This is a genomic window from Pectobacterium sp. HCp5_1 (assembly GCF_032905925.1).
In the GTDB taxonomy this organism is placed as follows: domain Bacteria; phylum Pseudomonadota; class Gammaproteobacteria; order Enterobacterales; family Enterobacteriaceae; genus Pectobacterium; species Pectobacterium brasiliense_A.
In genome coordinates, this window is record NZ_JAUMIO010000011.1 from 32,337 (window position 1) to 58,214 (window position 25,878).

Below are 25,878 nucleotides of genomic sequence, written 5' to 3' on the forward strand. Positions count from 1 at the left end.
ATCTCCAACATTGCAGTCTTACCTGAACAACACGTTATTCTGCGGTCAGCGTCAGGCGTGCAACCTGATTGCTGCGCACAAAGCGGCTTAAATCAACCGGCTTGCCTTGAAATTGAATCTGTACCGCAGCAGGTGCACCGATTTTCAGTTTATAGGGTGACTGACCATCCAGATTCAGTGTGCCACCATTGCGCTGCATGCCGCTGAACAGTTTTTTACCGCTGGCGTCCGTGACTTCCAGCCAGCAATCGGCCGTGAACGTCATCACTAATGCATGAGCAGCAGGGGCTGGATTGGTTTCCGCTAACGTACCCGCAGCGGGAGCTACAGCTCCGGCACCTAACAGAACATCGCCCGCGGGCTGCGCATTACCCGCAGGCTGTGCAGCGTTCGCGTGTGAAGGTGATTGGCTGGAAGGTGCAGCAGACGGTGTAGAGGCAGAAGAAGGCGTTGACGGTGTCTCCGATCCAGTGGCAGAAAGGTCGACTGGCGTAGAAACCGGTGCCGTAGCAGAATTCTGTGTCGCCGTTTCCTGCGGTGCGCTGTTGTCCATTAGCGGAACGGACTGCCCTTCCGTTTGTGCCTGCATCGAACTGGCGTGATCGACCATGCTGTTGATTTCCGCCTGCTGAGCCTGATGGTTTTGCCACCACCATGCGCCCGTTAGCCCCAGAACAACCAGCACGACCAGCCAGGTGATTGTCATCAACCAGCCATCACGCTTTTTACGGCTTTTTTTCAGCGAAAAACTCTGCATCGGCGAAACAGAGATCGTTTTAGGTATGGCCTGTTTATTCACAGAGGGAAGCAGTTCATCTTCGGGTAAATGAACCAGCTTGGCATAAGAACGGATATAGCCGCGCAGAAAAGTCGGCGCTAAATCGGCAGGCGTCGTACCGTCTTCAATATCGCGAACGGTGGTGATTTTAAGGCACAAACGCTCAGCAATAGTTTGCTGAGTTAGCCCAAGGCGTTCACGCGCCTCACGCAGACGTTCGCCGGGTAGTTTTGCTTCTGTTGTATCTTGGGTGGCTTCAGTATTCATTAGCTAAGAAATGCTGGTACTGTTTAGATTGTGGAAAACTTCGCGCCAGCACGTTGCCATAACGTTCTTTATCGCCATCATGGCCCGCTAACGCGGCGAAACGAATCTGTAACCATAAGCTTTCGGCACTGGCCGGAAGACTATGCTGATAAACATCAAGCAGCAGCCGCGCTTGCTCATTTTTCCCGGCAGCAAACTGTTTGTTTGCTGCCGCCAGCAAGGCACTGCCTTTCGTCGGGTCATACTTCAGCGCCCGACTTAATAAATTGCGCGCATCCTCAGCCTGTCCGGCATTGAAAAAGCAGTATCCCGCATTTTCCAACGCATCAGCAACCTGACTGTAATCAGGAAGTTGTGCAGCCGCACTAAACTGTCGCTGAGCCGCTACATACTGCCCTAAACTACACAGAAACGCACCGTAATTATTCATGACGCTGCCATTTTCCGGCGCCATGTTTAACACATGTTGATAACGCTGTTCAGCCAGACGATTTTCACCTATCCGCTGCTCGTAAAGCGCCATCCCCAATTGTGTTCGATAATCCTGCGGAGCAATCGCAACCGCTTTCTCAAGATTCTGCCGAGCCGCATCCAGATTATTGTGCGCCAGGTAGGTCAACCCTAACTGCAAGCGGGTTTGGGCAACCGCTGGATTGGTCGTCTCCTGAGGCGATTTCACACACCCCACCAGCAACAGCACCGCGAACAGGCCACTCAGCCAATACGTTCCCTGTGATAAAGACATTCTCTGCCATAAAGAAAGTCTCTGTGATAGTGGCTTTGCCATCCCTGCTCCCTCGCCTTGTCGTCTTTGCCAGACATCCTGACCAGCGAGGTTACCTGAATATGAACAGCGTGGCAGTCGGACCTGATAACAACGCGGCGCGCCTCGCAATTTGCTCACTTTTGCCCTGCAAATTACCTCAGCGGACGACGTCGGGTTAGCGCTTCACGTTAACCCGCGCCCATTTGTTATCAGACCGCTTTCACCGCGATAGGTTCACCGGCCATTTTCTTCTTCAGCGTACGTTTGGTTCTGTCTACGACTTCACCCGCCAGCTGGCCGCAGGCGGCATCAATATCATCCCCACGGGTTTTACGTACGATCGTCGTGAAGCCATACTCCATCAGTACCTTGGAGAAACGGTCAACGCGGCTGTTCGAGCTGCGGCCATACGGCGCGCCCGGGAACGGGTTCCACGGAATCAGGTTGATCTTGCACGGCGTATCTTTTAGACATTCAGCCAGTTGATGCGCGTGCTCGGTGCCGTCATTGATATGATCCAGCATCACATACTCAACGGTAACACGTCCCTGATTCGCATTGGATTTCTCCAGATAGCGGCGCACCGCGCTCAGGAACGTCTCGATATTGTACTTTTTGTTGATCGGCATGATTTCGTTGCGGATGTCGTCGGTCGGCGCATGCAGAGAAATCGCCAGCGCAACATCGATCATATCGCCCAGTTTATCCAACGCAGGCACCACGCCTGACGTGGACAGCGTCACACGGCGCTTGGACAAACCAAAGCCGAAGTCATCCAGCATGATTTCCATCGCTGGCACGACGTTAGTCAGGTTCAGCAACGGTTCGCCCATGCCCATCATCACGACGTTGGTGATGGGGCGCTGGCCGGTAACTTTAAACGCACCGATAATCTTCGCCGCACGCCACACCTGACCGATAATTTCCGATACGCGCAGGTTACGGTTAAAACCCTGCTGCGCCGTTGAACAGAATTTGCATTCCAGTGCACAGCCTACCTGAGACGACACACACAGCGTGGCGCGATCTTCTTCTGGAATATAAACCGTTTCAACCCGTTGACCGCCCACCAGAATCGCCCACTTGATAGTGCCATCGGAAGAGCGCTGTTCGTCCACCACTTCAGGGGCGCGAATTTCAGCGATCTCCTGCAATTTGCTGCGGAAGACTTTGTTAATATCCGTCATCTGGTTGAAGTCATCACAGCAGTAGTGATAAATCCACTTCATGACCTGATCGGCGCGGAACGGTTTCTCTCCCATCGACATGAAGAGGTCACGCATTTGCTGGCGGTTAAGATCCAACAGGTTAATTTTTTCCGCACTGGCTTTGACGGATTGAGAGGCATCAGCAGACGCCGGAGAGAATTCGGACACGGTTTGCTCGGATACGGTAGTGTTAGATGCGGTGGTGTTAGATGCCGTCGTTTCAGACACGACAGTTTCAGACGCGATTTGCTTAGACATTGTCAATCCTGGCCTCGTTATTACACGTTATGGCGCTAAAAAGAAGGTTGAATTCGATGGTGATGACCAAAGAAACGCCCCGGATAAGTGCAGGCTCATCCGGGGCGCAGCATTGTACAAAGTTTAAAACAGGTAAGCTACCATCACCGCTTTTTTTCTGTGTCATTGCTTCGACACGGCGCACTAACGCAACGAAAAAGAAGCAACATCACACGCGCTAACCTGTTTATCACGCGCAAGATTACGCGCGCGCGCAGATTTCGTCATCGCTGAAGAAATAAGCGATTTCACGCTGAGCGGATTCGATAGAATCAGAACCGTGTACCGCGTTCGCCGTGAAGCTGTCCGCGTAATCAGCACGCAGCGTTCCCGCCAGTGCGTTTGCTGGGTTAGTGGCACCCATGATGTCACGGTTACGTTGGACAGCGTTTTCACTTTCCAGCACCTGCACCATGATCGGGCCAGACATCATGAATTCGACCAGGCCATCAAAGAACGGCTTGCCTTTATGCTCAGCGTAGAAACCTTCCGCTTGCTCACGGCTCAGACGCAGCATTTTAGCCGCAACAATGGTAAAACCTGCGCTTTCAAAGCGTGCGTAAATCGCACCGATGGCATTTTTAGCAACCGCGTTAGGTTTTACGATGGAGAAGGTACGTTCTATCGTCATATTGACCTCATTAACTAAACTGTCAGATTACAGCCGGATTATAAGAATTGTATACCCAGCCAGTGAAAGTGGCGCAAATTATAGGGGTAGCGGCCTTTGTTGCCTACCAAGTAAATAACATTTTATTAAAAAAATATTACCTCTCGTTTTCCCTTCATTAACGATTACGCATCGTACGTTTTCGTTTCCTACCGCACCCGTACTGAATGTAACAAATCATCGGCGATCACAGTTCTGAAGGTTACTTGTAACGTTATAGGTTATTTGTTTTTAAAACAATAAGATAACTGGAATTTCTTTGTCATTCACTGCTAGCCTGCTGCTGTACCCACCATAATGGCCAGTAAGAGGGCTGATAATGAAAAGAGCGGTCAATGCATTGCAAAATTTCGGCAAGTCCCTATATGGGCCGGTGCTGATACTCCCGATTGTCGGGTTATTCATCGCATTTGGGAATGTGTTCGGTAACGGCAACCTAGCGGGCTATGTCCCTTTACTTAACCATCCTTTGATTCAGGATTTTGGTCAACTGGTTTCCAAATCTGCCGTAGCGATTCTGGCTAATTTGGCGCTGGTGTTCGCCGTCGGGATCCCCATCGGACTGGCGAAACGTGATAAGGGCTACGCTGCGCTGATTGGTCTGGTGATGTTTATCATCTTCATTAATGCCATGAACATCACGCTGCAATTACAGGGCAAACTCGTACCAGCCGCAGAAATGCGCGCCGCTGGGCAAGGCATGGTGCTGGGCGTTCAGGTGCTGGAAATGGGTGTTTTCGCCGGTATCCTGATCGGCGGATTCGCAGGCTATCTGTATAACCGCTATTCCAGTAAACAATTTAACGGCGTGATGGCGATCTATTCCGGCCACTGCTTCGTCGCCATTCTGGTTATTCCGCTGGCGATAGCGCTGGGCTTTGCGATGAGCGCTCTGTGGCCGTTTGCCCAACACGGCATTACCTGGCTCGCCTTCGCTATCAAAGGTGCGGGCCCTGTTGGCATCGCAATTTATGGCTTTCTGGAACGCGTGCTGATTCCCACCGGGCTACATCATCTGGTCTATACCCCGTTCCTGTACACCGAACTGGGCGGTACCGCAGAAGTGTGCGGCAAGCTGTATCAGGGCGCACGTAACATCTATTTTGCTGAAATGGCCTGTCAGGACGTCAAACAGCTGAGTTCCACCGTGGTCTGGGATGCACGCGGTATCAGTAAAATGTTTGGTCTGACGGCCGCAGCTCTGGCGATGTACGTGACAGCGAAGCCAGAAAAACGGCTGGCCGCCAAAGCCATTCTGATTCCGGCCGCGTTTACTTCTTTCTTACTGGGCGTTACCGAGCCGCTGGAGTTCTCGTTCCTGTTCGTCGCCCCGATGCTGTTTGCCGTCCACGCCGTACTGACCGGCATAGGGATGATGCTGTTCTCCATCATGGGTGTGCATGCGATTGGTGCCAACGGCGTCATCGACTTCCTGCTTTATAACCTGCCGCTGGGCATCGAGAAATCCAACTGGCCGATGTACATCGCGGTCGGGCTGACGATGTCGGTGATTTACTTCTTCGTCTTCCGCTTCCTGATTCTGTATTTCGACATGCCAACCCCCGGGCGTGAAACCGATGAGGAAGAGACGCGGCTGTATTCCAAAACCGAATATCAGGCCAAGGCCGAGAATCCGGCAAAAACGCAGGACGCGGTGAAAGGCGATGCCCAACTTGTGGGTGCCACCATCATCGCCGGACTGGGTGGCAAACCCAATATCGAGGTGGTGGACAACTGCTACACCCGCCTGCGGGTCACGCTCATCGACCCGGCTTTAGTAGACGAACAACAGCTTAAGAACACCGGTGCGAAAGCCGTTATCCGACAGGGTAACAACGTACAGGTGGTTTACGGACTTCACGTCAAAACGATACGCGAAGCAGTTGAAAACGCGCTTTAACAGGAGACTGACCATGACGAAACCCCCATTCATTCTGACGATTGCCGGCGGCGGCAGCACCTATACCCCAGGCATCGTAAAGAGTCTGATGGTACGTCTCGCGGATTTCCCGCTGGCGGAGATTCGTTTGTATGACATCGACGGCCCGCGGCAGGACATCATTGCACCGGTGGTGGAAAAAGTGATTCGCGACCACAGTGACAGCATCGTCTTTACCGTCACAACCGACGCGGAAACCGCGTTTAGCGGCGCCCACTTTATCTTTGCCCAGATGCGCGTCGGCCAGTACAAGATGCGCGAACAGGACGAGAAAATCCCACTACGTCACGGCGTCGTCGGGCAGGAAACCTGTGGTCCCGGCGGACTGGCCTACGGCCTGCGCACCATTCTGCCGATGGCTGAGCTAATCGATTTGGTTGAACGCTACGCGCATAAAGAAGCATGGATCGTCAATTACTCCAACCCGGCCGCTATTGTTGCCGAAGGCGTGCGCCGCCTGCGTCCTAACGCCCGCGTGCTGAATATCTGCGACATGCCGGTTGCCGCGATGCGTAACATCGCTGCCGTGCTGGGCGTCGATCGTCACGACATCACGGTAGACTATTTTGGGCTGAATCACTTTGGCTGGTTTACCCGCGTGCTGGTCGACGGCGTCGATCGTATGCCAGAACTGCGCGAGCACATCGCCCGCTACGGCCTGTTAACTGCCGATGCCGCCGATACCGATCCGCAGCACGCCGATCCGTCATGGGTGAAAACCTGGCGCAACATCAAACCCGTCATGGATCATTTCCCAGAGTTCGTGCCGAATCCGTATTTGCAGTACTACCTGATGCCGAATCAGATCGTGGAGCATCAGGATCCTGACTATACGCGCGCCAATGAAGTGATGGACGGGCGTGAGAAGAAGCTGTTTGCGGCCGCCGCCAGCTACAAGGAAACGGGGATTCTGTCGGACGCGTTCCACGTTGGCGTGCACGGCTCCTTCATCGTTGATGTCGCCTGTTCACTGGCGTTCGATCTGCGCCAGCGCCATCTGGTGATCGTCGAGAATAAAGGTGCCATCGCCAATCTGCCTTACGACGCGATGGTGGAAGTGCCTGCTTATATCACCGCGCAAGGTCCAGAACCGGTGCGGATGGGGAATGTCCCGCAGTTCCATCGTGCCTTGCTGGAACAGCAGTTGGCGTCTGAACAGCTGCTGGTGGAAGCCACGCTGGAAGGCAGCTACGAGAAGGCCTTGCAGGCATTTACTCTGAACCGGACCGTGCCGACAATGCAGCACGCCAAAGCCATTCTGGACGAGATGATTGAAGCCAATCAGGATTACTGGCCGCAATTAAAACAGGCATATAGAGACGGTATCGCCCAATAATCTGCGACTTGTCGGATGAGGGAAAATCGCTGACAATGAATCTATCATTGCACATCAATGATAGATTCGGGGTCGAATTCGTCGGCCCCAACGTGGAGGATCTATGTCAGCATCGTCTTCTGATTTGCCCGTTTCTCATGAGCGGTTTGTCTCCGCAGACTGGCTTGCCAGCCACCTGAATGACAGCAGCATCACGCTCATCGACGCCCGGATGCTACCGCCGGGCAACAGCACCCGTGATATTCATGCAGAATACCGCGCCGGTCATCTGCCTGGTGCGGTTTTTTTTGATATTGAAACGCTGTCCGATCACAGCACTGACCTGCCACATATGATGCCGACTCGCGAAGACTTCGCACGCGCGATGGGCGAGTTGGGGATCGATAACCAGCAGCATCTGGTGATTTACGATGAAGGCAATCTCTTCTCCGCACCACGTGCGTGGTGGATGCTGCACACCTTCGGTGCGACATCACTTTCGATCCTGAGCGGCGGTCTGGCGGGCTGGACAGCGCAGAACCTTCCGCTGGAACAGGGCGATGTGACGCCGAAGCCAACCACATTTCACGCCACGCTGGATGGAAATGCCATTCGCTCACGCGATGACGTGCTTTCCATCAGCCGGGATAAATCAGAACAGATTGTCGATGCCCGCCCCGCACCCCGTTTTAACGCCGAAGTGGATGAACCGCGTCCCGACCTGCATCGCGGCCGCATTCCCGGTAGCCTGAACGTGCCGTGGACTGATTTGGTAAGTAACGGTGCGCTGAAGCCTAATGCCGAACTGGCGACCATTCTGCATAAACACGGGGTCGATTTTACTCGTCCCATCGTCGCCAGCTGCGGCTCCGGCGTAACGGCCTCTGTCGTCGTGCTGGCGCTGACGCAGTTAAATGTCCCGAATGTGACGCTGTACGACGGATCGTGGAGCGATTGGGGGAGCCGCGATGATGTCCCAATTGAGCGTGATTAGTTCCGTTCGGTGTTTTATTGCCGTCAATCAGGGGTAGCAGGTGGATAATCGGCTGGCGTCTTTAATGCAGCACGGTCAGGTGCTGACGCGCGCGGAATACCGCGTGCTGGCTTTTATCGCCGACCATTCATCGCTGATAGGCAAAATCACGGTGCGGGAGCTGGCACAGAAGACCTATGTTTCCACGGCGACTATCATGCGGCTGTGCCAAAAAATCGGCTTTAGCGGCTACAGTGAATTCATTTATCACTGCAAAACGCTGCTCACGGAGCATCCGCGTCTGGCTCCCTCGCCTGTCGTTACGTCCAATGACGCTTCGCTTCCCGATGCTTTCCAGCATTTTGTCGACAATTATCAGCGCACGTTTGCCTACATTAGCCATCAGGATAGAGCCGCTTTCAGCGCTATCCTGCGACAGGAAAGCCATTTTTTCCTGTACGGCGCGGGGTTTTCCCATCTGTTTGCTGAATATTTGGCGAAGAAACTACAGGTGCTGGGGAAAGATGCCTTCTCTTCCGGATTAGGAGACAGCCGAGGCATTTTTCTCAATAATGCGCCGAAGTATCAGGTGTTTATCGCCATCTCCCGCAGCGGGGAAACCGAGCAGGTGTTGGATAAGGCGCGTATCGCCAAAAACATTGGCATGAAGGTGATCGCGTTTACCCGTGCGTCGTTGAATTCATTAGGCGAGTTAGCCGATTTGCACTTCCGGCTCTACGATGATGCGGTTCACTATGCAGCGGAAGCCGGTGAGATTAGCTCATTTGAATCGAATCTGGTGATGCTGATCGATTTACTGCTATTGCAGGCAACAGCGGAAAAATCGTAATCCGCCGTTGCCTTCACCAAAATTATACCCTAAATAATTCAAGTTGCGTGAAGGCGGCAACCGCATGAATCCCAGGAGCTTACTCAGGTAAGTGACTGGGGTGAGTAAGGGCGGCCAACGCACAAGCAGCTTGAAGTATGACGGGTATCAGGCGTTGCCGCTTCCCTTAAACTCCCTCAGGAAACTCCCCCACTTACGCTCGTAGAACGGCGTGGTGTGCTTAATCATATAATGACTGATACCCGATTCGCCTTCCTTCACCAGACACAGGTCGACAGGACGCTCGTCCGGTAAAGTGTCGCTGGCGACGCTGCCCGCTTCACGGATGATGACTTCCTCGTCCTGATCGGCATCAATCCCAATCAGCAGATGCGGCTGCTCTTCGCCCGGTTCTTGAATCTGCGCCAAAAACGCCCGTTTTACATGACGATGTTTGGTAAACAGCTGCGTCAGGGAGTCAATCATCTGTGCTGGCATCTCGGCTGGCTGGCTCAGTATGACCTGCATCTCTTCTTCAACAACACGTTGCTGAACAAAGCCGTTACCTTCACCAGACAGAATATGTTCAATTTCCTGCGGTAAAAACTCTTTGCCATACGGCAGCTTAGGGTTGAGGAACAGCGTGACGCCCTGCGTCATTTCAAACAGCGAACGCGTCGGCAGGGCCAGAAAAGCGGCTTCTTCCTCAATCACGCTCTGCAATGCTTCCAGAGAAGAGAAGAAAGGAATGGCGGATGAACCATCGTCTTTTTCCCAGTGCTGAATGTTCACATTACTGCCCGCATGCAATACCACCTCACCGGATTCATCCCCGTCATCGGTACTGCCCAGCACAAACACCGTGGCTTCCATCAGTTCACTGAAAAATTCAGGACGATGCGCTGGCTCTGTTGCAGCCAGAATCAGCACTTCTTCCAGTTTATTACGTGGCGAAAACTCCATACTTTCCTCAACATGATTACGTTAAAAACCGACGCTTTAAGACCTGAACCGATTACTTGGCGTTGCTCAGCAGGAGATTCGCCAGCGTGCGTACGCCGAGTCCCGTTGCGCCCGTCGCCCACTGATCTACCGCGCCTTTACGGTACGTCGCGGAACAGTCAATGTGCAGCCAGCCTTGCTGGTAATTTTTCACAAAGTGCGACAGGAAAGCCGCTGCTGTGCTGGCACCGGCGGTATGTGCACCACTGGCAATGTTGTTCAGATCCGCAAAACTGGACGGCAGATGGCTGCGGTGGAATTCTTCCAGCGGCAAACGCCAGAATGGCTCGTTTTCTTCTGTCGCGCTTTCTTGTAATGCCGCCACCAGCTCATCATCGAAGCTGAACAACGCGTGATAGTCATTGCCCAGCGCCATTTTTGCCGCACCCGTCAGCGTTGCGCAGTCGATAATCCACTGTGGATTCTGCTCGGAGGCATCGATCAGGCCATCCGCCAGCACCAGACGCCCTTCCGCATCCGTGTTCATGACCTCAACCGTTTTACCGTTGCGGTAGCGAATGATGTCACCCAGCCGGAATGCATTGCCGCTCACCATGTTGTCTGCACAGCACAGGTACAGTTTCACGCGCTGTTGCAAACCGCGAGCCGCTGCCAGCGCGAGCGCGCCCGTCAGCGTGGCAGCACCGCCCATGTCTGATTTCATGGAGTCCATAGAGCCGCTAGGCTTCAGGCTGTAGCCGCCGGTATCAAACGTAATCCCTTTACCTACCAGACAGGCGAATACGGGCGCATCCGCGTTACCCGTCGGGTTATAGTCCAACGCCAGCAGCACCGGTTGACGCTCAGAACCGCGCCCCACCGTATGCAGGCCAGCATAATTCTGCTCACGCAGATCTTCACCTTTGGTGATGCGGTAGCTGACAGCATCACAGGCAACGTCACACAGCAGGTCGACTGCGCGGGTCGCCAGTTGCTCTGGCCCCAGATCTTCAGCAGGCAGGTTGATGGTGTCACGCACCCAGTCCACAATCTTCAGGCGATCGTTCAGCTCTTTCTTGTCAGCGTCGTTCAGTTCCGCCCATTCAACCGTTCTTTGCCCTTTCGGCCCGCGATACCCCTGCCAGAATGCCCAGCTGTTTGCCAGATCCCAGCCTTCACCGGCTAACTGAACGTGTTTAATTCCCTGCCCATCAATTTTGCGGGCAGCACGTTGGATCACCGCCTGTGCAGCTTTGCCATTCAGGGACGCCCCTACATGAATGGTAAAACCCTGCTCATTCACACTCAGCGTCGCTTTTTCTCCCCAGCGCGCGTCAGCAGGTTGAGTGGAGAGTGAAATCAGCATGGTATTGTTCGTCATAGTGCTTCTCCGATAATAGGTATTCCTGCCACGTTTCATGTTTGCAGGTGATGTTCATATTTACAGACGTTCTGCTTCTCAATACGTGTTTATAAACGCTCTCGCTTATAAATACTCGGTTTGCAGATAAATAAACGGTGCATCATGACATGCAAATGTTACGAATTTTGGCACGAGAATAAAACGGGCCACCCAAGGCAGCCCCGTCATTGTGCTATTCAGCTTCATCTAACCAGACCAGCAGGATCGCTTCCAGAATTTTTTCATTGGAAGCATCCGGCCGATCGTCAAACTCATCCAGCTCGCAGATCCACTGGTGCATATCCGTGAAACGGACGGTTTTCGGATCGAGATCGGGAAACTGGTCGTAAAGCGCTTCGCCGATAGCCCGGCTGTCTGTCCATTTTAATCCCATAACGGTTGCTCCCTATGCAGATTAATGCTCGCGTGCGTGGTTGATCGTATAGCGCGGGATCTCGACGACCAGATCGTCCCCGGCGATACGCGCCTGACAGCCCAGACGACTTTCCGGCTCCAGCCCCCAGGCCTTATCCAGCATGTCGTCTTCTTCTTCTGTACTTTCTGCCAGCGAGTCGAAGCCTTCGCGCACGATGCAGTGGCAGGTGGTGCAGGCACAGGATTTTTCGCAGGCGTGCTCAACGTCAATACCGTTACGCAGGGCGACTTCCAAAATGCTTTCACCGCGTTCCGCTTCCAAAACCGCCCCTTCAGGACACAGATCCTGATGCGGTAAAAAGACTATCTTAGGCATGTTACACCTCATCCACAGAATGGCCTGCCAGCGCGCGACGGATAGAGGCATCCATGCGACGGGCGGCGAATTCCTGGGTTTGTTGATCGACTGTTTTAATCGCGGCTTCAATCGCCACGGGATCGCTTCCCTGCATCATCGTATGCAGATGTTCGGATGCCGCGACAATGATGCCTTTTTCGTCATTGCTCAATAACTCGGCGTCAGCCACCAGCGCGCTTTGTAAGCTTTCCAGCACGCGTGCCGCTTCCACTTTTTGCTCTGCCAGACGACGCGCCCCGACATCTTCCTTCGCATTCAGCATCGAATCGGTGATCATCGTGGCGATTTCCGTATCGCTCAAACCGTATGACGGTTTCACCTGAATAGATGCCTCGACGCCCGTCGATTTCTCCATCGCCGTGACGCTCAGCAGGCCATCCGCATCAACCTGAAAGGTCACGCGAATGTGTGCCCCACCGGCAGGCAGCGGCGGCAAGCCGCGCAGTGAGAAGCGCGCAAGCGAGCGGCAATCCGCCACCATTTCGCGCTCACCCTGCAAGACGTGGATCATCATGCCGCTCTGGCCGTCTTTGAAGGTGGTGAACTCCTGTGCGCGGGCAACTGGGATCGTGGTATTGCGCGGAATGATTTTTTCCACCAGCCCGCCCATCGTCTCCAGCCCCAGCGACAGGGGGATCACATCCAGCAGTAACATTTCACTGTCTGGCTTATTGCCCACCAGAATATCCGCCTGAATCGCCGCGCCGATAGCGACGACTTTGTCTGGATCGATCGACGTCAGCGGTGTACGACCAAAAAACGTTCCGACCTGTTCGCGCAACAGTGGAACGCGCGTCGATCCACCCACCATCACCACTTCCAGCACGTCTTCTGGCGTCAGTCCCGCGTCTTTCAGCGTGCGACGGCACGACAGCAGCGTACGTTTCACCAGCGCAGCAATCAGCGAATCAAACTGCTCGCGGGTGATCTCACCCTGCCAACCAGCAACATCCACACGCACCGACTCGGCGCTGCTGAGTGCAACTTTAGCTTTCACCGCTGCGTGGCGAAAAGCATGATCTAACTGACGATCGTCACGATCGTGAATGCCCGCCTGCTCGCGCAGCCATTCCGCCAGCAGATGATCGAAATCATCACCGCCCAGCGCAGAATCACCGCCCGTTGCCAGCACCTCAAAGACGCCGCGGCTCAGGCGCAGAATGGAAATATCAAAGGTGCCACCGCCCAGATCGTAAATGGCGATCACGCCCTCTTTACCGGAATCCAGCCCGTAGGCAATCGCGGCCGCTGTCGGTTCATTGAGCAAGCGCAAGACGTGCAGCCCGGCAAGGCGCGCCGCGTCTTTGGTGCCCTGACGCTGTGCGTCATCGAAGTACGCAGGAACGGTAATCACCACGCCATCCGGCACGCCGCCTAACGCCGCTTCCGCACGCGCAGCCAGCGCGGACAAAATATCCGCCGAGACCTGTACAGGATTGAGATTGCCAGCCGAGGTCTGAATCAGCGGCAGGCCGTTATCGCTGGCATGAAAGCGATACGGTAAATGCGGATAGCGCTGCTGAATATCGCCCAGAGAACGCCCCATCAGGCGTTTGACTGAGCTGACGGTATTTTCCAGATCGTGGGCAGCATTGTCGCGTGCATCCCAGCCGACGCTGTGACCATCGTGACGATAGTGAACAACCGAGGGCAGCAGGTCGCGCCCATCGCTATCCGCTAGCGTCTGAGCTTCACCGCTGCGTACGGTGGCAACAAGAGAATGGGTGGTGCCTAAATCAATACCGACAGCCAGACGACGCTGGTGCGGTGCGGCGCTAAGGCCAGGCTCACTAATTTGTAATAAGGCCATATTGAGCTTCCATCAATTGGCTGGCGAAAAAAACCGTATGGCAATCACCATCGGGTTACCCGCCGGATTAACCAGTTATCTGTCCAGCAATTGTTCTTCGAGTTCTTCAACCTGTTGCTGGAGCTTGTCTAGAAAGCGTAGCTTGCGCACGGTATCTGCGGCGTCTGTCCACGTCTCATTATCGAGTTCATCACGCATATGCGAACGGCGCTTAACGATCGTTGCCTGCAATCGCGCGGCGAAGACCGTCAGCGCCTCGTCGGCATCCGATCGCTGCGAGATCGCGTCCAGCTCTTCGCGCAGTTCCAGCTGTTCCATCAGGAATGCGGTGTCCTTCATCGTGTGCTGTTCGTTGTTCACATCAAAACCGTGCAGCGACAACATATACTCCGCGCGCCTTAGCGGATGCTTGAGCGCCTGATAGGCGTTATTGATCGTCGCCGCCTGCTGCACCGCCAGCATGCGCTCACGCTCTGGGCTGGCAGCATAACGGTCAGGATGGAACTGCCGTTGCAAATCCTGAAAACGGGATGCAAGCAGGCCGCCATCCACATCATAGCGAATCGGCAGCCCGAATAACGTAAAGTAATCCATAGTGGTACTCAGGGAGTTCTGGGTAGCAACGCATGCCATTAACCGATTGCACGCTCACTACCCAAGAGAGGTCAGACGTTGAAACTTTCGCCGCAACCACATTCGCCGGAAATGTTCGGATTATTGAACTTAAAGCCTTCGTTCAGCCCTTCTTTGACGAAATCCAACTCGGTTCCGTCAAGATAGACCAGACTTTTACCGTCCACGATGACCTTTACGCCTTTGTCTTCAAAGACCGTGTCACCGTCGTTCAAATCATCAACAAACTCCAGCACATACGCCATACCGGAACAGCCGGATGTTCGTACGCCAAGACGCAGTCCAAGGCCTTTACCCCGGTTTGCGATGAAAGCGTTCACGCGTTGTGCCGCACTTTCGCTCAGAGAAATCGACATACTGTTACCTCGATCGTTCGCCACCTCGACGAGAACAGGCACCGCAAGAAACGGTGCCCCGCCGAGTTCAGCCGCAGAGATTACTGCGCGTCGCGTTTACTTTTGTAATCCGCAATCGCTGCCTTGATAGCGTCTTCCGCCAGAATGGAGCAGTGAATCTTCACTGGCGGTAGCTCAAGCTCTTCGGCAATCTGCGTGTTCTTAATCGCTTCAGCTTCATTCAGCGATTTGCCTTTTACCCACTCTGTAACCAGCGAGCTGGAGGCAATGGCAGAACCACAACCGTACGTCTTGAAGCGGGCATCTTCGATGATACCCTCATTGTTGACTTTTATCTGCAACTTCATCACATCGCCGCACGCTGGCGCGCCGACCATGCCGCTGCCGATAGAAGGATCGGCGTTATCAAATGAACCCACGTTGCGTGGATTTTCATAGTGATCAATTACTTTTTCGCTGTAAGCCATGATAGTCGTCCCGAACTGGTGAATTAATGATGCGCCCACTCGATGCTGCTGATATCCACGCCCTGTTTGAACATTTCCCACAGCGGAGAAAGATCGCGCAGACGACCGATGGATTTACGTACCAGCTCGATGGTGTAGTCGATCTCTTCTTCGGTGGTAAAACGCCCCAGCGAGAAACGGATCGAGCTATGTGCCAGCTCATCATTCATGCCCAACGCACGTAACACGTAGGAGGGCTCCAGACTGGCCGACGTACAGGCAGAACCGGACGATACCGCCAGATCCTTGAGCGCCATAATCAGCGATTCACCTTCAACATAGTTGAAGCTGACGTTCAGGATCGTGGACACGCCCTGCTCGATATCACCATTCAGGTAGACTTCTTCAATATCATTAATACCGTTCCACAGACGATCGCGCAGCGCACGCAGGCGATCCATTTCTGCAGTCATCTCTTCTTTCGCGATGCGGTAGGCTTCACCCATGCCGACAATCTGGTGCACAGGCAAGGTGCCAGAACGCATGCCGCGCTCATGCCCGCCGCCGTGCATCTGCGCTTCGAGACGAATACGGGGTTTACGACGAACATACAGTGCTCCGATCCCTTTCGGCCCATAGATTTTATGGCCGGAGAAAGACATCAGATCCACTTTTAACTGGTTCAGATCGATAGGCAGTTTGCCTACGCTCTGTGTGGCATCAACATGGAACACAATACCGCGGCTACGGCACATGTCACCGATAGCGGCAATATCCTGCACAACGCCGATTTCATTATTGACGTGCATGATGGAAACCAGAATGGTGTCCTCACGCATTGCGGCTTCGAGTTCAGCCAGATCGATAATGCCGTTACGCTGCGGGGCCAGATAAGTCACCTCGAAGCCTTCGCGTTCAAGCTGACGACAGGTATCCAGCACGGCTTTGTGCTCGGTCTTGCTGGTGATGATGTGCTTACCCTTCTTCTGATAGAAGTTGGCAACACCTTTAATCGCGAGGTTATCGGCTTCGGTCGCGCCTGACGTGAAGACGATCTCACGTGGGTCGGCACCGACCAGTTCAGCAATTTGGTTACGGGCGATATCAACCGCCTCTTCCGCTTGCCAGCCAAAACGGTGGGAACGGGAAGCCGGGTTACCGAACGTACCGTCCAACGTCAAACACTGCATCATTTTCTCAGCGACGCGCGGGTCAACCGGCGTGGTGGCTGAGTAGTCGAGATAGATAGGTAACTTCATTGCTCATAAACTCCGTACATCACTTCAAAACGTACAATGCGTTTTGTTTTATTGACAGGCTGTTTATACCCGCAACCTCTCGGGCCAATGCAAAAAATCTGGCGATGTTATCGTGGAACAATTTGTCGTCAGAACACATTATCGTCAGAACACGCCGTGACAGTCGGACTAACGCCAACACCACATTGAGTAATGTGGTCAGGATTATTCGGCTATCAGAAAGGCAAAACGTGACGAGTAAAGGTTACTCGTCACGTTGAAGATATATCAGGCGCGCAGGTTAACGTTGATCGTTTCCTGGATACGTCCGTTGGCAGTGCGGCGCGTGTCAGCATCCTGACGATCCGCCACATCCAGCACTTCCTTATTATTCACCAGCTCATCCAGCGTGATGTTATTCAGGAAGTCGGTAATACGGTCGCTCAGATCGCGCCACAGCGTGTGCGTCAGGCAGCGATCGCCACCCTGGCAGCCTTCGCGGCCTTGGCAACGCGTTGCATCAACAGATTCATCGACGGCCGAAATGACCATACCCACAGCGATTTCATTCGCGTTTTTACCCAGCAGGTAACCGCCGCCCGGGCCACGAACGCTGGCAACCAGTCCGTTCTTACGCAGACGCGAAAACAGCTGCTCCAGGTAAGACAGTGAAATACCCTGGCGTTCAGAAATATCCGCCAATGGAACGGGTCCTTCCTGGGAGTGCAGAGCCACATCGAGCATGGCGGTAACGGCGTAACGGCCTTTGGATGTCAGTCTCATGATAGTGGTACCTGTAGATAAAACATGTATTATGAAAACATGTATTGGCAGAACATACCGCGAGTCTGACATTCCTGAGTGTTTTAGTCAACTATTTAACCAAGTAAAACACTCAAGTATTATTCGTCGTGTGTTTTCTGTACCGAACTCAGTATTCCACGCAGGATGTTAAGCTCCTGACTTTCAGGCCTGGCGCGGGTAAACAGGCGGCGCAGCTTGTTCATCACCTGCCCTTGATGTGCCGGCCGGATAAATCCGGTTTGCAGTAATGTCTGTTCAAGATGCTGATAAAACCGCTCCAGATCGTCGACCAGCGGGTACGGCGATTCTTCATGTTGCGGCTGTCCGGCCTGTAAGCGATCCAAATGCGCGATGCGCACTTCATAAGCGATGATCTGCACCGCCATCGCCAGATTGAGTGAGCTGTATTCTGGGTTCGCGGGAATCGCTACGTGATAATGGCATTTCTGAAGCTCTTCATTCGTCAGCCCCACACGCTCACGCCCAAACACCAGCGCCACCGGCGCGTGCTCTGCTTCCTGCGCGCTGCGAACACCGCACTCGCGTGGTTCCAACATCGGCCAAGGCAAGGTTCGGGAACGTGCGCTGGTGCCAACGACCAAACCACAGCCTTCGAGCGCCTGATCGAACGAGTCCACAATAGTGGCATTGCCGATAACATCACTGGCGCCTGCCGCCAACGCAATGGCCTGCGAATCGGGCTTCACCAATGGGTTGACCAAATACAGTTTGCTTAACCCCATGGTTTTCATCGCCCTGGCCACTGATCCCATATTGCCAGTGTGCGACGTTTCAACCAGAACAATGCGAATATTGTCTAACATATGAACTCTGTTATGCGATAGATAGAAGGAAGTCGTGCGAAAAGGAAATCGGCATACCTTAACACAAACTTAGCTATTTTACTTTTCTACTGCTATACTCTGCGCCGCTTTCCGTTCTTTAACATTCCAGTGGACCGATACCATGCATCCGATGCTCAACATCGCTATACGCGCTGCGCGTAAAGCCGGTAATTTAATTGCCAAGAACTATGAAACGCCAGACGCCGTCGAAGCTAGCCAGAAAGGCAGCAACGATTTTGTGACCAACGTCGATCGGGATGCAGAACGTCTGATCGTTGAAGTCATCCGTAAGTCTTACCCACAGCACACCATTATTGGTGAAGAGTGTGGCGAGCTGGTTGGCGAAGATCCGGCAGTACAATGGGTTATCGATCCTCTGGATGGCACCACCAACTTCATCAAACGTTTACCTCACTTCGCTGTTTCTATCGCGGTCCGCATTAAAGGCCGTACCGAAGTTGCCGTTGTTTACGACCCTATGCGTAATGAACTGTTTACCGCGACCCGCGGTCAAGGTGCACAGCTGAACGGTTACCGCCTGCGCAGCAGCACTGCCCGCGATCTGGAAGGTACCGTACTGGCAACAGGCTTCCCCTTCAAATTAAAACAACACAGCAAAAGCTACATCAATGCCATCGGCGCACTGTTCACCCACTGTGCGGATTTCCGCCGTACGGGTTCTGCTGCACTGGATCTGGCCTATGTGGCCGCGGGTCGCGTCGACGGTTTCTTTGAAATCGGCCTGAAGCCATGGGATTTTGCCGGTGGCGAGCTGCTGGTACGTGAAGCGGGCGGGATCGTGACCGATTTCGTTGGCGGCCATAACTATCTGGCATCCGGCAATCTGGTTGCAGGTAACCCGCGTGTGGTGAAATCCATTCTGGGCACCATCCGTGAAGAACTGAGCGACGCGCTGAAACGCTAATTCCGACCCACTCCGGCTCACCTCCATAAAAAAGAAATTGGGCCGGAGTTGTTATTTTTCTTTACATATGAATCCTGTATACGCATTGTTTATCATTATACGATAATAATTATCAAACTCATTACACTGATAACTTCATCACATTGATAAATTGTGAATTAGGATCGCCACCATGTTAAGAAAATCAGTAAGATCACTCTTTCTGACCGCACTCCTCACCACCCCACTTTTCAGCTACGCCACCCAATACCCTCTTACCGTCACCGATTTCGACGGAAGAAGTGTCACCATTAAACAAGAGCCACAGCGCATCATTCTGCAAGATGGGCGCGATATTATGACGATGGCATTGCTTGACCGCGATAATCCCTTTCAGCGTCTGGTCGCCTGGAACAATCTGGCGAAAAAACAGGACACCGCAACCTGGGATATGCTGAAAGGGAAATGGCCTCAGTCCGTTGGCATTCTGGATATGGGCTTCAGTGACAAAGGTAACGTCGATCTGGAAAGCGTGCTGTCAAAACAGCCGGATTTGATGATTGCCCAGCTGCGTGCCAAGGCAGCGCTGAAAGAAAGCGGTGTGATCGACAAGCTCAGCGCGCTGAATATTCCGGTACTGTTCGTCGATTATGAAGTGAATCCGGCTAAAGATACCGCCCCCAGCATCGACCTGTTGGGTAAAGTGCTGAACCGAGAAGCCAATGCCAAAGCGTATACCGATTTCTATCGTCAACACTTCGATGCTATTCAGCAGAAAACCGCTGCAATCATCCCGAAACCTAGCGTCTTTGTTGAACCGATTGCCGGTAACTCGGACTCCTGCTGCTTCACACACAGCAATAGCGGTTGGGGCGGATTGGTCGAAGCGGTCGGCGCGAAAAATATAGGGTCGGATTTGCTGCCGGGTGCATCAGGCTTCGTCTCGCTGGAAAAAATTATCAGCATGAAGCCCGATGCCTACATCATGACGGGCTCTAAGCGTGGCAACAGTCAGGTCCTGCCGTTAGGCTATGGCGCCAGCGTAGAAGACGTTCGCAATCAGGCCGCTACGCTGCTAAATCGCACGGGTATCAGTCAGATTCCAGCGGTTCAGGCGAAACAGGTTTACGGTGTTTACCACCATTTCTACAACCATCCCTACAACATTGTCGGTATGGAATATCTGGCCAAGGATATTTATCCTCAGGCCTTTACCAGCCTGAATCCTGACGATACGTATCGTTATATCATTCAGAATTTTACCTCGCTGCCTGACAGTGACTTTATCTTTGCCTGGAAACAAGGTGAGTAATTTTTAATGAGTACAACCACTGAACCGGGTATCCGCAATACTGCCGCGGATGCCAACACCATTATGGACAACTATCGCGGCATCATTCGACGCCGTGTGGGTGTGATGGCGATACTGCTGTTGATCATCATCGGCTCGTTGTTGCTGGATTTCACGATGGGGCCTTCAGGGCTGACGCTTGATGTACTTTGGCAAACGCTGACCGATCCGGCAAGCGCCGATGCGGGTACACGCGTGATCGTCTGGGATATTCGTCTGCCTTACGCGCTGATGGCCATTATCGTCGGGCTGGCGCTCGGTCTGGCCGGTGCAGAAATGCAAACGATCCTGAACAACCCATTGGCCAGCCCGTTTACGCTCGGCGTTTCTTCCGCCGCTGCGTTCGGTGCTGCGCTGGCTATCGTCCTCGGTATCGGTATCCCCGGTATTCCGGCTCAGTGGTTTATCTCTGCAAACGCCTTTATCTTTGCGCTGCTGGCAGCGTTGCTGCTTGATGGCATTACGCGCTGGACGCAGGTCGCCACCTCCGGCGTCGTGCTGTTCGGTATCGCGCTGGTGTTCACCTTCAACGCGCTGGTTTCCATGCTCCAGTTCATCGCCAACGAAGACACGCTGCAAGGCCTGGTGTTCTGGACGATGGGCAGTCTGGCCCGCGCCTCGTGGGAAAAACTGGGAATTCTGCTGCTGGTGCTCGTTATCGTGATGCCAATTTCACTGATGAGCTCATGGAAACTGACCGCGCTACGGTTGGGTGAAGATCGCGCCGTGAGTTTTGGCATTAACGTCCGCCGCCTGCGTTTGGCGACGCTGCTACGCATCAGTATTTTATCCGCCATTTCCGTCGCATTCGTTGGCCCCATCGGCTTTATCGGTCTGGTTGCTCCGCATATCGCACGCATGATTTTCGGTGAAGATCATCGCTTCTATCTGCCTGCCAGTGCGTTAACTGGCGCGCTGGTGCTGTCGATGGCGTCCGTTGCCTCGAAAAACCTCATCCCCGGCGTCATTATCCCGGTCGGGATCGTCACCTCACTGGTTGGCGTTCCCTTCTTCCTGAGTATTATCCTGCGCCACAGAGGAAACGTATGAACCAGCAAACCACTTCTGGATTACGCCTTTCCCACTTTCGCGCGGGTTACCCCAAGCGTCAGGTGATTCGCGATCTGTCCGTACCACAGCTGCCGCGCGGAAAAATTACCGTGCTGCTCGGCCCTAACGGCAGCGGTAAATCAACGCTGTTGCGTGCAATGGCCGGCCTGAACGCGTCCGAAGGCGAACTGTGGTTGGATGACACCAACCTGATGACGTTGCCATTCGCTCAGCGGGCGGAAAAAGTCGTTTATCTGCCGCAGTCCCTGCCCGCAGGCGTTCACCTGCACGTGCTGGAATCGATTATCGTCGCACAGCGTGCGTCCGGCGGCATGCACAATGCCGAAAAACAGGATGAAGTGATGAGCCTGCTGCGTCAGTTGGGCATTGAACATCTGGCGTTGAGCTATCTCGATCAGCTCTCCGGCGGACAGAAACAGCTGGTGGGGTTAGCGCAATCGCTGATCCGTCAACCCTCGCTGCTCCTGCTGGACGAACCGCTCAGCGCGCTGGATCTGAACTATCAGTTCCATGTGATGGATTTGGTACGCAAGGAAACGCGTAAGCGCAACATCATCACTGTCGTGGTAGTGCATGACATCAATATCGCGTTACGCCACGGCGACCACGTACTGATGCTGCAAAACGGTAATTTGATTGCCAATGGCGCACCAGCCGAGGTGATTAGCCCGGAAAGCCTGTCAGCGGTCTATGGCGTACGCGGACGCATCGAGCGCTGTTCGCAGGGCGTGCCGCAGGTGATTATCGACGGGCTGGTCAGCGAACCGACCATCTAAGCTTTTCTCTGCACGAATAGACGGTGAGTTCCCTCACCGTCTTCCTTATTCTCATCTTATTTATAAGATGGTTTTCTCATCACGCCAAAACGCCGTACTTATCATTTATACTGCACGCAGTGTGCGGGGTTAAAAACTCTGCCAATCCGTCTCATTCTGGGCTACTTTTTTCTTTGCGGGAGAAAGGCGTGGTGCAGAGAGCTGAGAGGGGGCGGATACAGGCACAGAAGCCAGTGCCTGAGTGGCCGCCTGCACTACAATAAACTGCCCCACCAGTTGGCTCAGTGTACTTGCCTGTTCCTGCAACGACTGCGACGCCGCAGACGCTTCTTCCACCAGTGAGGCATTTTGCTGAGTCACATCATCCATCTGGTTAACGGCCTGATGTACTAGGTTAATCCCCTTACTTTGCTCCTCCGTTGCCGCCGCAATTTCATTCACCAAGTCAGTCACCTGCTGGATGGCGTCTTTCATCGCCGACATATTTTTTCCTACATCGCTCGCTTGATCCACCCCCTCCGATACCAGCGAATTTGAGGCATCAATTAAATCCTTGATTTCACGCGCCGCCGTGGACGATCGTTGTGCCAGCGTGCGCACTTCTCCCGCGACCACCGCAAAACCGCGCCCTTGCTCACCAGCACGCGCGGCTTCTACCGCCGCATTCAGGGCGAGGATATTGGTCTGAAACGCGATGCCTTCGATGAGCGCAATAATGTCGGTGATCTTGCCCGAACTAGTACGAATATGTTCCATCGTATTCAGCATGGTGCTGACGGAATCCGCGCTATTGTTCGAAATCCGGCTAGCATTCCCCGCCAGCAAACTCGCCTGTTGCGTGTTCTCCGCATTCTGACGCACCGTTTCCGCAAGTTCCGTCATACTGGCGGCGGTTTGCTCCAGCGAAGCAGCCTGTTCTTCAGTTCGGGATGACAAATCTTCATTACCTGCCGCAATCTGCGTCGCCGCACTGCTTACCGACTGCGATGACGCACTCACTGATGCCAACGCCGAAGATACCCGCTGTATAAGGCTATTAAAGGCACGGGCGGTATTTCCTATTTCATCTTTGCGTCGATCGTCAGCCTGAACCGTCAGGTTAAGACTATTGCTAACGTTTTCCATCGTTTGGCTTATATCATTCAAGCTTTTTCTAATGCCCAGAATAGTTCTTACCGCGAAAAAGCCGATCAATAACACAATCAATAACGAACTCGATAATAGACCGAACCATGACTTCTCGTAAGCTGCCACATTCTGCTTACGCAACTCATCCCCGATTCGGACATTAAGGTTAAACTGTTCGCGATAAGTTGCGATTAAATTGCGAACCGCTTCTCCCGGCCCCCCAACTCCCTGCAAAAGCTTAAGAGAGTCTTCTTTTTGGTTTAAGCGCGATGCAGCAAAAAAAGCAGGAAGTGAAGACTGCAGTTTTCCAATTATATCCGCAGCCTGATTTGACACCTGAGTATCTTCTTCATTCGATGAAAGATTTTTCAGGTAATAATCATTAAGAGCTTTTACTTCTTCAGTAGTTTTCGTTATATCCTGCTCAATTGAATTGAGTTTGTCATTTTCAGAGACGGTTTGGTGACGATACAAAAAAAGCACCAATGAGTTACTTTTTTCGACTAGTTGGCTTATGTATTTGAAACTCGGGATCGTATTTTCCTGTACATATTCAGCGCGAGATTGAAAGCCTGATAATAATGACAATGTAACGATGACCAACGAGATCAGCGCTAAGGACATTAATGAGAATATCAGTAGCAAGCGTTGTGTGATATTCATAGCCACTCCTTTTTTAAATTTTATACCGCGTATTTTTTCTGATTCAAATATGCGTAAAAAACGGAATGTTTATTCCTACACGCCATATCGGACCAGAGTCTGAGATATCGTCACCACATCCATTATCGCCAGAGAAGCAAGCAGCTTTATAGTATTGGTCGCAAATGCTATTTAATAAACCTGCATTAATAATTATTAGCTATTAAAAATAAATATTAATAGCTAATAAATCTAAAAAAATCATCATCCGATAAATAGAAGGGGAAACGTGTTTGCTTTGAATGCGAAAAAATCAAGCTCACGATGAGTGGAGAGTGGTTTAATCCTCTAAATAACACAACCAATGTACAGGCTACTTGTAGGACGATGAAAATAAGTACAAAAAAGCACTGAACAATGAGATTCAGTGCTTTTTTATTATCTGACAACGTTATTTCTTCGCTGGCAGCGTGACCCAGTAACCTGGCTGATACGGCAGCGGCAGGAACTTCTCATGGAAGGTACGGAACGTTGCATCAGGATCGATGTCCTTAAACAGTTCCGGGTGCATCCATTTTGCTAATACCTGAATCGCCACAAACTGATACGGGCTATCATAGAACTGATGCCAGATCGCATGGGCGTTGCCATCGGTTGCTACTGGCAGCGTTTTGAATGCTGAGCGTTCCATCAGTTTTTGCAAACGTTGTAGCGCTTCTTTCTGATCGGCTCCTGGTCCAACGCCAACCCAGCCATTTGCCGTGTTGTAGTTTTTCCAGTTAGCGCCGGTCACCACCACCACATCCGGGCGAGAGCTGATAATCTGCTCTGGGTTCAGCGAACCAAACGTGCCAGGGATAATGTTCTTGGCAATGTTGTCACCGCCAGCGGCTTCAACCATACGGCCAAAGTTCTCATCACCGAACGACATGCAGCACTCTTCATCATAGCCGCCCGCACGGTCGATCATCACTTTAGGACGTGGGCCCTGATAGTTCTTTAACCGATCGGTGACGAGCTCAATTTGCTCACGACGGAACTTAATAATCTCTTCCGCACGCTGTGGTTTACCAACCAACTGACCCATGATGTGAATGCTTTTCTCAGCGTTCTCAAACGGCTTCTCACGGAAATCGATAAACACCACTGGAATCCCCAACGAATTGAGTTTCTCGATCAATTTGCCTTCATCCGTCGCCGCTTTTGATTCCAGATTCATCAGCACCAAATCCGGTTTCAGCGTCAATGCCTGCTCAACGTTGAAGGTACCGTCTTTCGCTCCGCCAAAGGTCGGCAGCTTTTTGATTTCCGGGTATTGCTTTTCATAAGCCATATAGCCGTCGTAATCCGCTTTTGGCAGATCGTCACGCCAGCCAACCACGCGCTGGAACGGTGCCTCGGTATCAAACGCAGCCAGCAGATAAATCTGTCGGCCTTCCCCGAGGATAATCCGCTTCACTTCGGATTTGATTTCTACTTTCCTGCCACTAACGTCTTCAATGACAATCGGGTTAGCGCTGGCGACAATGCTCGCACTCAACCCCAACAGCACAACGACTGAGAACAGCCATTTCTTCATTATTATTCCCTTCTGAGATTATGGTTATAAATGATAATAGTTATCATTATTGAAATGATATCCTGCCGTGATTATCGGAAGCAATGGGTTTTTAGCGCGGCGTTAATAAAAGGTAA

At 52.8% G+C, this 25,878-nt stretch carries 25 protein-coding genes; 8 read left to right on the forward strand and 17 right to left on the reverse strand.

Annotated elements, in window-relative coordinates:
- Positions 1 to 34: 34 nt before the first annotated feature.
- The 4 genes from rodZ to ndk form a co-directional block, all read right to left on the reverse strand.
- The gene (gene rodZ, locus Q3A88_RS10020; RefSeq protein ID WP_110162078.1) at positions 35 to 1,045 is read right to left on the reverse strand and encodes a cytoskeleton protein RodZ; all 1,011 of its coding nucleotides are present in this window, start codon (positions 1,043 to 1,045) and stop codon (positions 35 to 37) included.
- Positions 1,035 to 1,790: a type IV pilus biogenesis/stability protein PilW gene (gene pilW / locus Q3A88_RS10025; protein WP_110162077.1), complete on the reverse strand. Its 756-nt coding sequence runs from the start codon at positions 1,788 to 1,790 to the stop codon at positions 1,035 to 1,037. Before pilW ends, rodZ begins: the two co-directional genes overlap by 11 nt.
- A gap of 230 nt (positions 1,791 to 2,020) precedes the next feature.
- Complete coding sequence (locus Q3A88_RS10030; RefSeq protein WP_014916209.1) at positions 2,021 to 3,277, reverse strand: bifunctional tRNA (adenosine(37)-C2)-methyltransferase TrmG/ribosomal RNA large subunit methyltransferase RlmN; 1,257 nt, start codon at positions 3,275 to 3,277, stop codon at positions 2,021 to 2,023.
- A 241-nt stretch (positions 3,278 to 3,518) separates the two neighbouring features.
- Entirely contained in the window at positions 3,519 to 3,947 is a 429-nt protein-coding gene (ndk, locus tag Q3A88_RS10035) for a nucleoside-diphosphate kinase (RefSeq protein ID WP_010280064.1), read from the reverse strand.
- 358 nt (positions 3,948 to 4,305) lie between these two features.
- Between ndk and Q3A88_RS10040 the strand changes: the two genes are divergently transcribed.
- The 4 genes from Q3A88_RS10040 (at position 4,306) to Q3A88_RS10055 (ending at position 9,063) form a co-directional block, all read left to right on the forward strand.
- Entirely contained in the window at positions 4,306 to 5,886 is a 1,581-nt protein-coding gene (locus tag Q3A88_RS10040) for a PTS transporter subunit EIIC (RefSeq protein WP_205567119.1), read from the forward strand.
- A gap of 13 nt (positions 5,887 to 5,899) precedes the next feature.
- Positions 5,900 to 7,261 (forward strand): 6-phospho-alpha-glucosidase, encoded by a 1,362-nt coding sequence (locus tag Q3A88_RS10045; RefSeq protein ID WP_119873480.1) that lies wholly within the window; start codon positions 5,900 to 5,902, stop codon positions 7,259 to 7,261.
- 103 nt (positions 7,262 to 7,364) lie between these two features.
- Complete coding sequence (sseA, locus tag Q3A88_RS10050) at positions 7,365 to 8,234, forward strand: 3-mercaptopyruvate sulfurtransferase (protein ID WP_119873479.1); 870 nt, start codon at positions 7,365 to 7,367, stop codon at positions 8,232 to 8,234.
- Between the two features lie 40 nt (positions 8,235 to 8,274).
- Positions 8,275 to 9,063: a MurR/RpiR family transcriptional regulator gene (locus Q3A88_RS10055; protein WP_119873478.1), complete on the forward strand. Its 789-nt coding sequence runs from the start codon at positions 8,275 to 8,277 to the stop codon at positions 9,061 to 9,063.
- A gap of 147 nt (positions 9,064 to 9,210) precedes the next feature.
- Here Q3A88_RS10055 and sseB read toward each other — a convergent pair whose 3' ends face one another.
- The 11 genes from sseB to trmJ form a co-directional block, all read right to left on the reverse strand.
- On the reverse strand, positions 9,211 to 10,005 hold the full coding sequence (sseB, locus tag Q3A88_RS10060; RefSeq protein ID WP_039274767.1) for an enhanced serine sensitivity protein SseB: 795 nt from the start codon (positions 10,003 to 10,005) through the stop codon (positions 9,211 to 9,213).
- 52 nt (positions 10,006 to 10,057) lie between these two features.
- Positions 10,058 to 11,365 carry an aminopeptidase PepB gene (pepB, locus tag Q3A88_RS10065; RefSeq protein ID WP_039515548.1) on the reverse strand — a complete coding sequence of 436 codons (1,308 nt, stop codon included), beginning with the start codon at positions 11,363 to 11,365 and terminating at the stop codon, positions 10,058 to 10,060.
- Positions 11,366 to 11,579: 214 nt separating this feature from the next.
- On the reverse strand, positions 11,580 to 11,780 hold the full coding sequence (iscX, locus tag Q3A88_RS10070) for a Fe-S cluster assembly protein IscX (protein ID WP_010280073.1): 201 nt from the start codon (positions 11,778 to 11,780) through the stop codon (positions 11,580 to 11,582).
- A gap of 21 nt (positions 11,781 to 11,801) precedes the next feature.
- A complete protein-coding gene (gene fdx / locus Q3A88_RS10075) occupies positions 11,802 to 12,137 on the reverse strand; it encodes an ISC system 2Fe-2S type ferredoxin (RefSeq protein ID WP_005970171.1) in 336 nt (111 codons plus the stop codon).
- A 1-nt stretch (position 12,138) separates the two neighbouring features.
- Positions 12,139 to 13,989: a Fe-S protein assembly chaperone HscA gene (gene hscA / locus Q3A88_RS10080; RefSeq protein ID WP_233990148.1), complete on the reverse strand. Its 1,851-nt coding sequence runs from the start codon at positions 13,987 to 13,989 to the stop codon at positions 12,139 to 12,141.
- 75 nt (positions 13,990 to 14,064) lie between these two features.
- Positions 14,065 to 14,583 carry a co-chaperone HscB gene (gene hscB, locus Q3A88_RS10085; protein ID WP_317177835.1) on the reverse strand — a complete coding sequence of 173 codons (519 nt, stop codon included), beginning with the start codon at positions 14,581 to 14,583 and terminating at the stop codon, positions 14,065 to 14,067.
- A 71-nt stretch (positions 14,584 to 14,654) separates the two neighbouring features.
- Entirely contained in the window at positions 14,655 to 14,978 is a 324-nt protein-coding gene (iscA, locus tag Q3A88_RS10090) for an iron-sulfur cluster assembly protein IscA (protein WP_014916217.1), read from the reverse strand.
- 80 nt (positions 14,979 to 15,058) lie between these two features.
- Positions 15,059 to 15,445 (reverse strand): Fe-S cluster assembly scaffold IscU, encoded by a 387-nt coding sequence (iscU, locus tag Q3A88_RS10095; RefSeq protein ID WP_005970177.1) that lies wholly within the window; start codon positions 15,443 to 15,445, stop codon positions 15,059 to 15,061.
- Between the two features lie 23 nt (positions 15,446 to 15,468).
- The gene (locus tag Q3A88_RS10100) at positions 15,469 to 16,683 is read right to left on the reverse strand and encodes an IscS subfamily cysteine desulfurase (RefSeq protein WP_040034742.1); all 1,215 of its coding nucleotides are present in this window, start codon (positions 16,681 to 16,683) and stop codon (positions 15,469 to 15,471) included.
- 267 nt (positions 16,684 to 16,950) lie between these two features.
- Positions 16,951 to 17,445, reverse strand: coding sequence for a Fe-S cluster assembly transcriptional regulator IscR (gene iscR, locus Q3A88_RS10105; protein ID WP_010280087.1), 495 nt, complete (start codon positions 17,443 to 17,445; stop codon positions 16,951 to 16,953).
- Between the two features lie 119 nt (positions 17,446 to 17,564).
- On the reverse strand, positions 17,565 to 18,290 hold the full coding sequence (gene trmJ / locus Q3A88_RS10110) for a tRNA (cytosine(32)/uridine(32)-2'-O)-methyltransferase TrmJ (RefSeq protein WP_010280090.1): 726 nt from the start codon (positions 18,288 to 18,290) through the stop codon (positions 17,565 to 17,567).
- Positions 18,291 to 18,432: 142 nt separating this feature from the next.
- Between trmJ and suhB the strand changes: the two genes are divergently transcribed.
- The 4 genes from suhB to Q3A88_RS10130 all read left to right on the forward strand — a co-directional run bounded on the left by suhB (position 18,433) and on the right by Q3A88_RS10130 (position 22,413).
- Positions 18,433 to 19,236 (forward strand): inositol-1-monophosphatase, encoded by an 804-nt coding sequence (gene suhB / locus Q3A88_RS10115; protein WP_014916219.1) that lies wholly within the window; start codon positions 18,433 to 18,435, stop codon positions 19,234 to 19,236.
- A gap of 172 nt (positions 19,237 to 19,408) precedes the next feature.
- The gene (locus tag Q3A88_RS10120; protein ID WP_317177836.1) at positions 19,409 to 20,527 is read left to right on the forward strand and encodes an ABC transporter substrate-binding protein; all 1,119 of its coding nucleotides are present in this window, start codon (positions 19,409 to 19,411) and stop codon (positions 20,525 to 20,527) included.
- Positions 20,528 to 20,533: 6 nt separating this feature from the next.
- On the forward strand, positions 20,534 to 21,616 hold the full coding sequence (locus tag Q3A88_RS10125) for a FecCD family ABC transporter permease (protein WP_014916221.1): 1,083 nt from the start codon (positions 20,534 to 20,536) through the stop codon (positions 21,614 to 21,616).
- A complete protein-coding gene (locus Q3A88_RS10130; RefSeq protein WP_039503221.1) occupies positions 21,613 to 22,413 on the forward strand; it encodes an ABC transporter ATP-binding protein in 801 nt (266 codons plus the stop codon). Before Q3A88_RS10125 ends, Q3A88_RS10130 begins: the two co-directional genes overlap by 4 nt.
- A 129-nt stretch (positions 22,414 to 22,542) precedes the next feature.
- On the opposite strand, the gene Q3A88_RS10135 is transcribed toward Q3A88_RS10130, so the two are convergent.
- The gene (locus Q3A88_RS10135) at positions 22,543 to 24,204 is read right to left on the reverse strand and encodes a methyl-accepting chemotaxis protein (protein WP_317177837.1); all 1,662 of its coding nucleotides are present in this window, start codon (positions 24,202 to 24,204) and stop codon (positions 22,543 to 22,545) included.
- Between the two features lie 430 nt (positions 24,205 to 24,634).
- A complete protein-coding gene (locus Q3A88_RS10140; protein ID WP_110162070.1) occupies positions 24,635 to 25,762 on the reverse strand; it encodes an ABC transporter substrate-binding protein in 1,128 nt (375 codons plus the stop codon).
- Positions 25,763 to 25,878 lie beyond the last annotated feature (116 nt).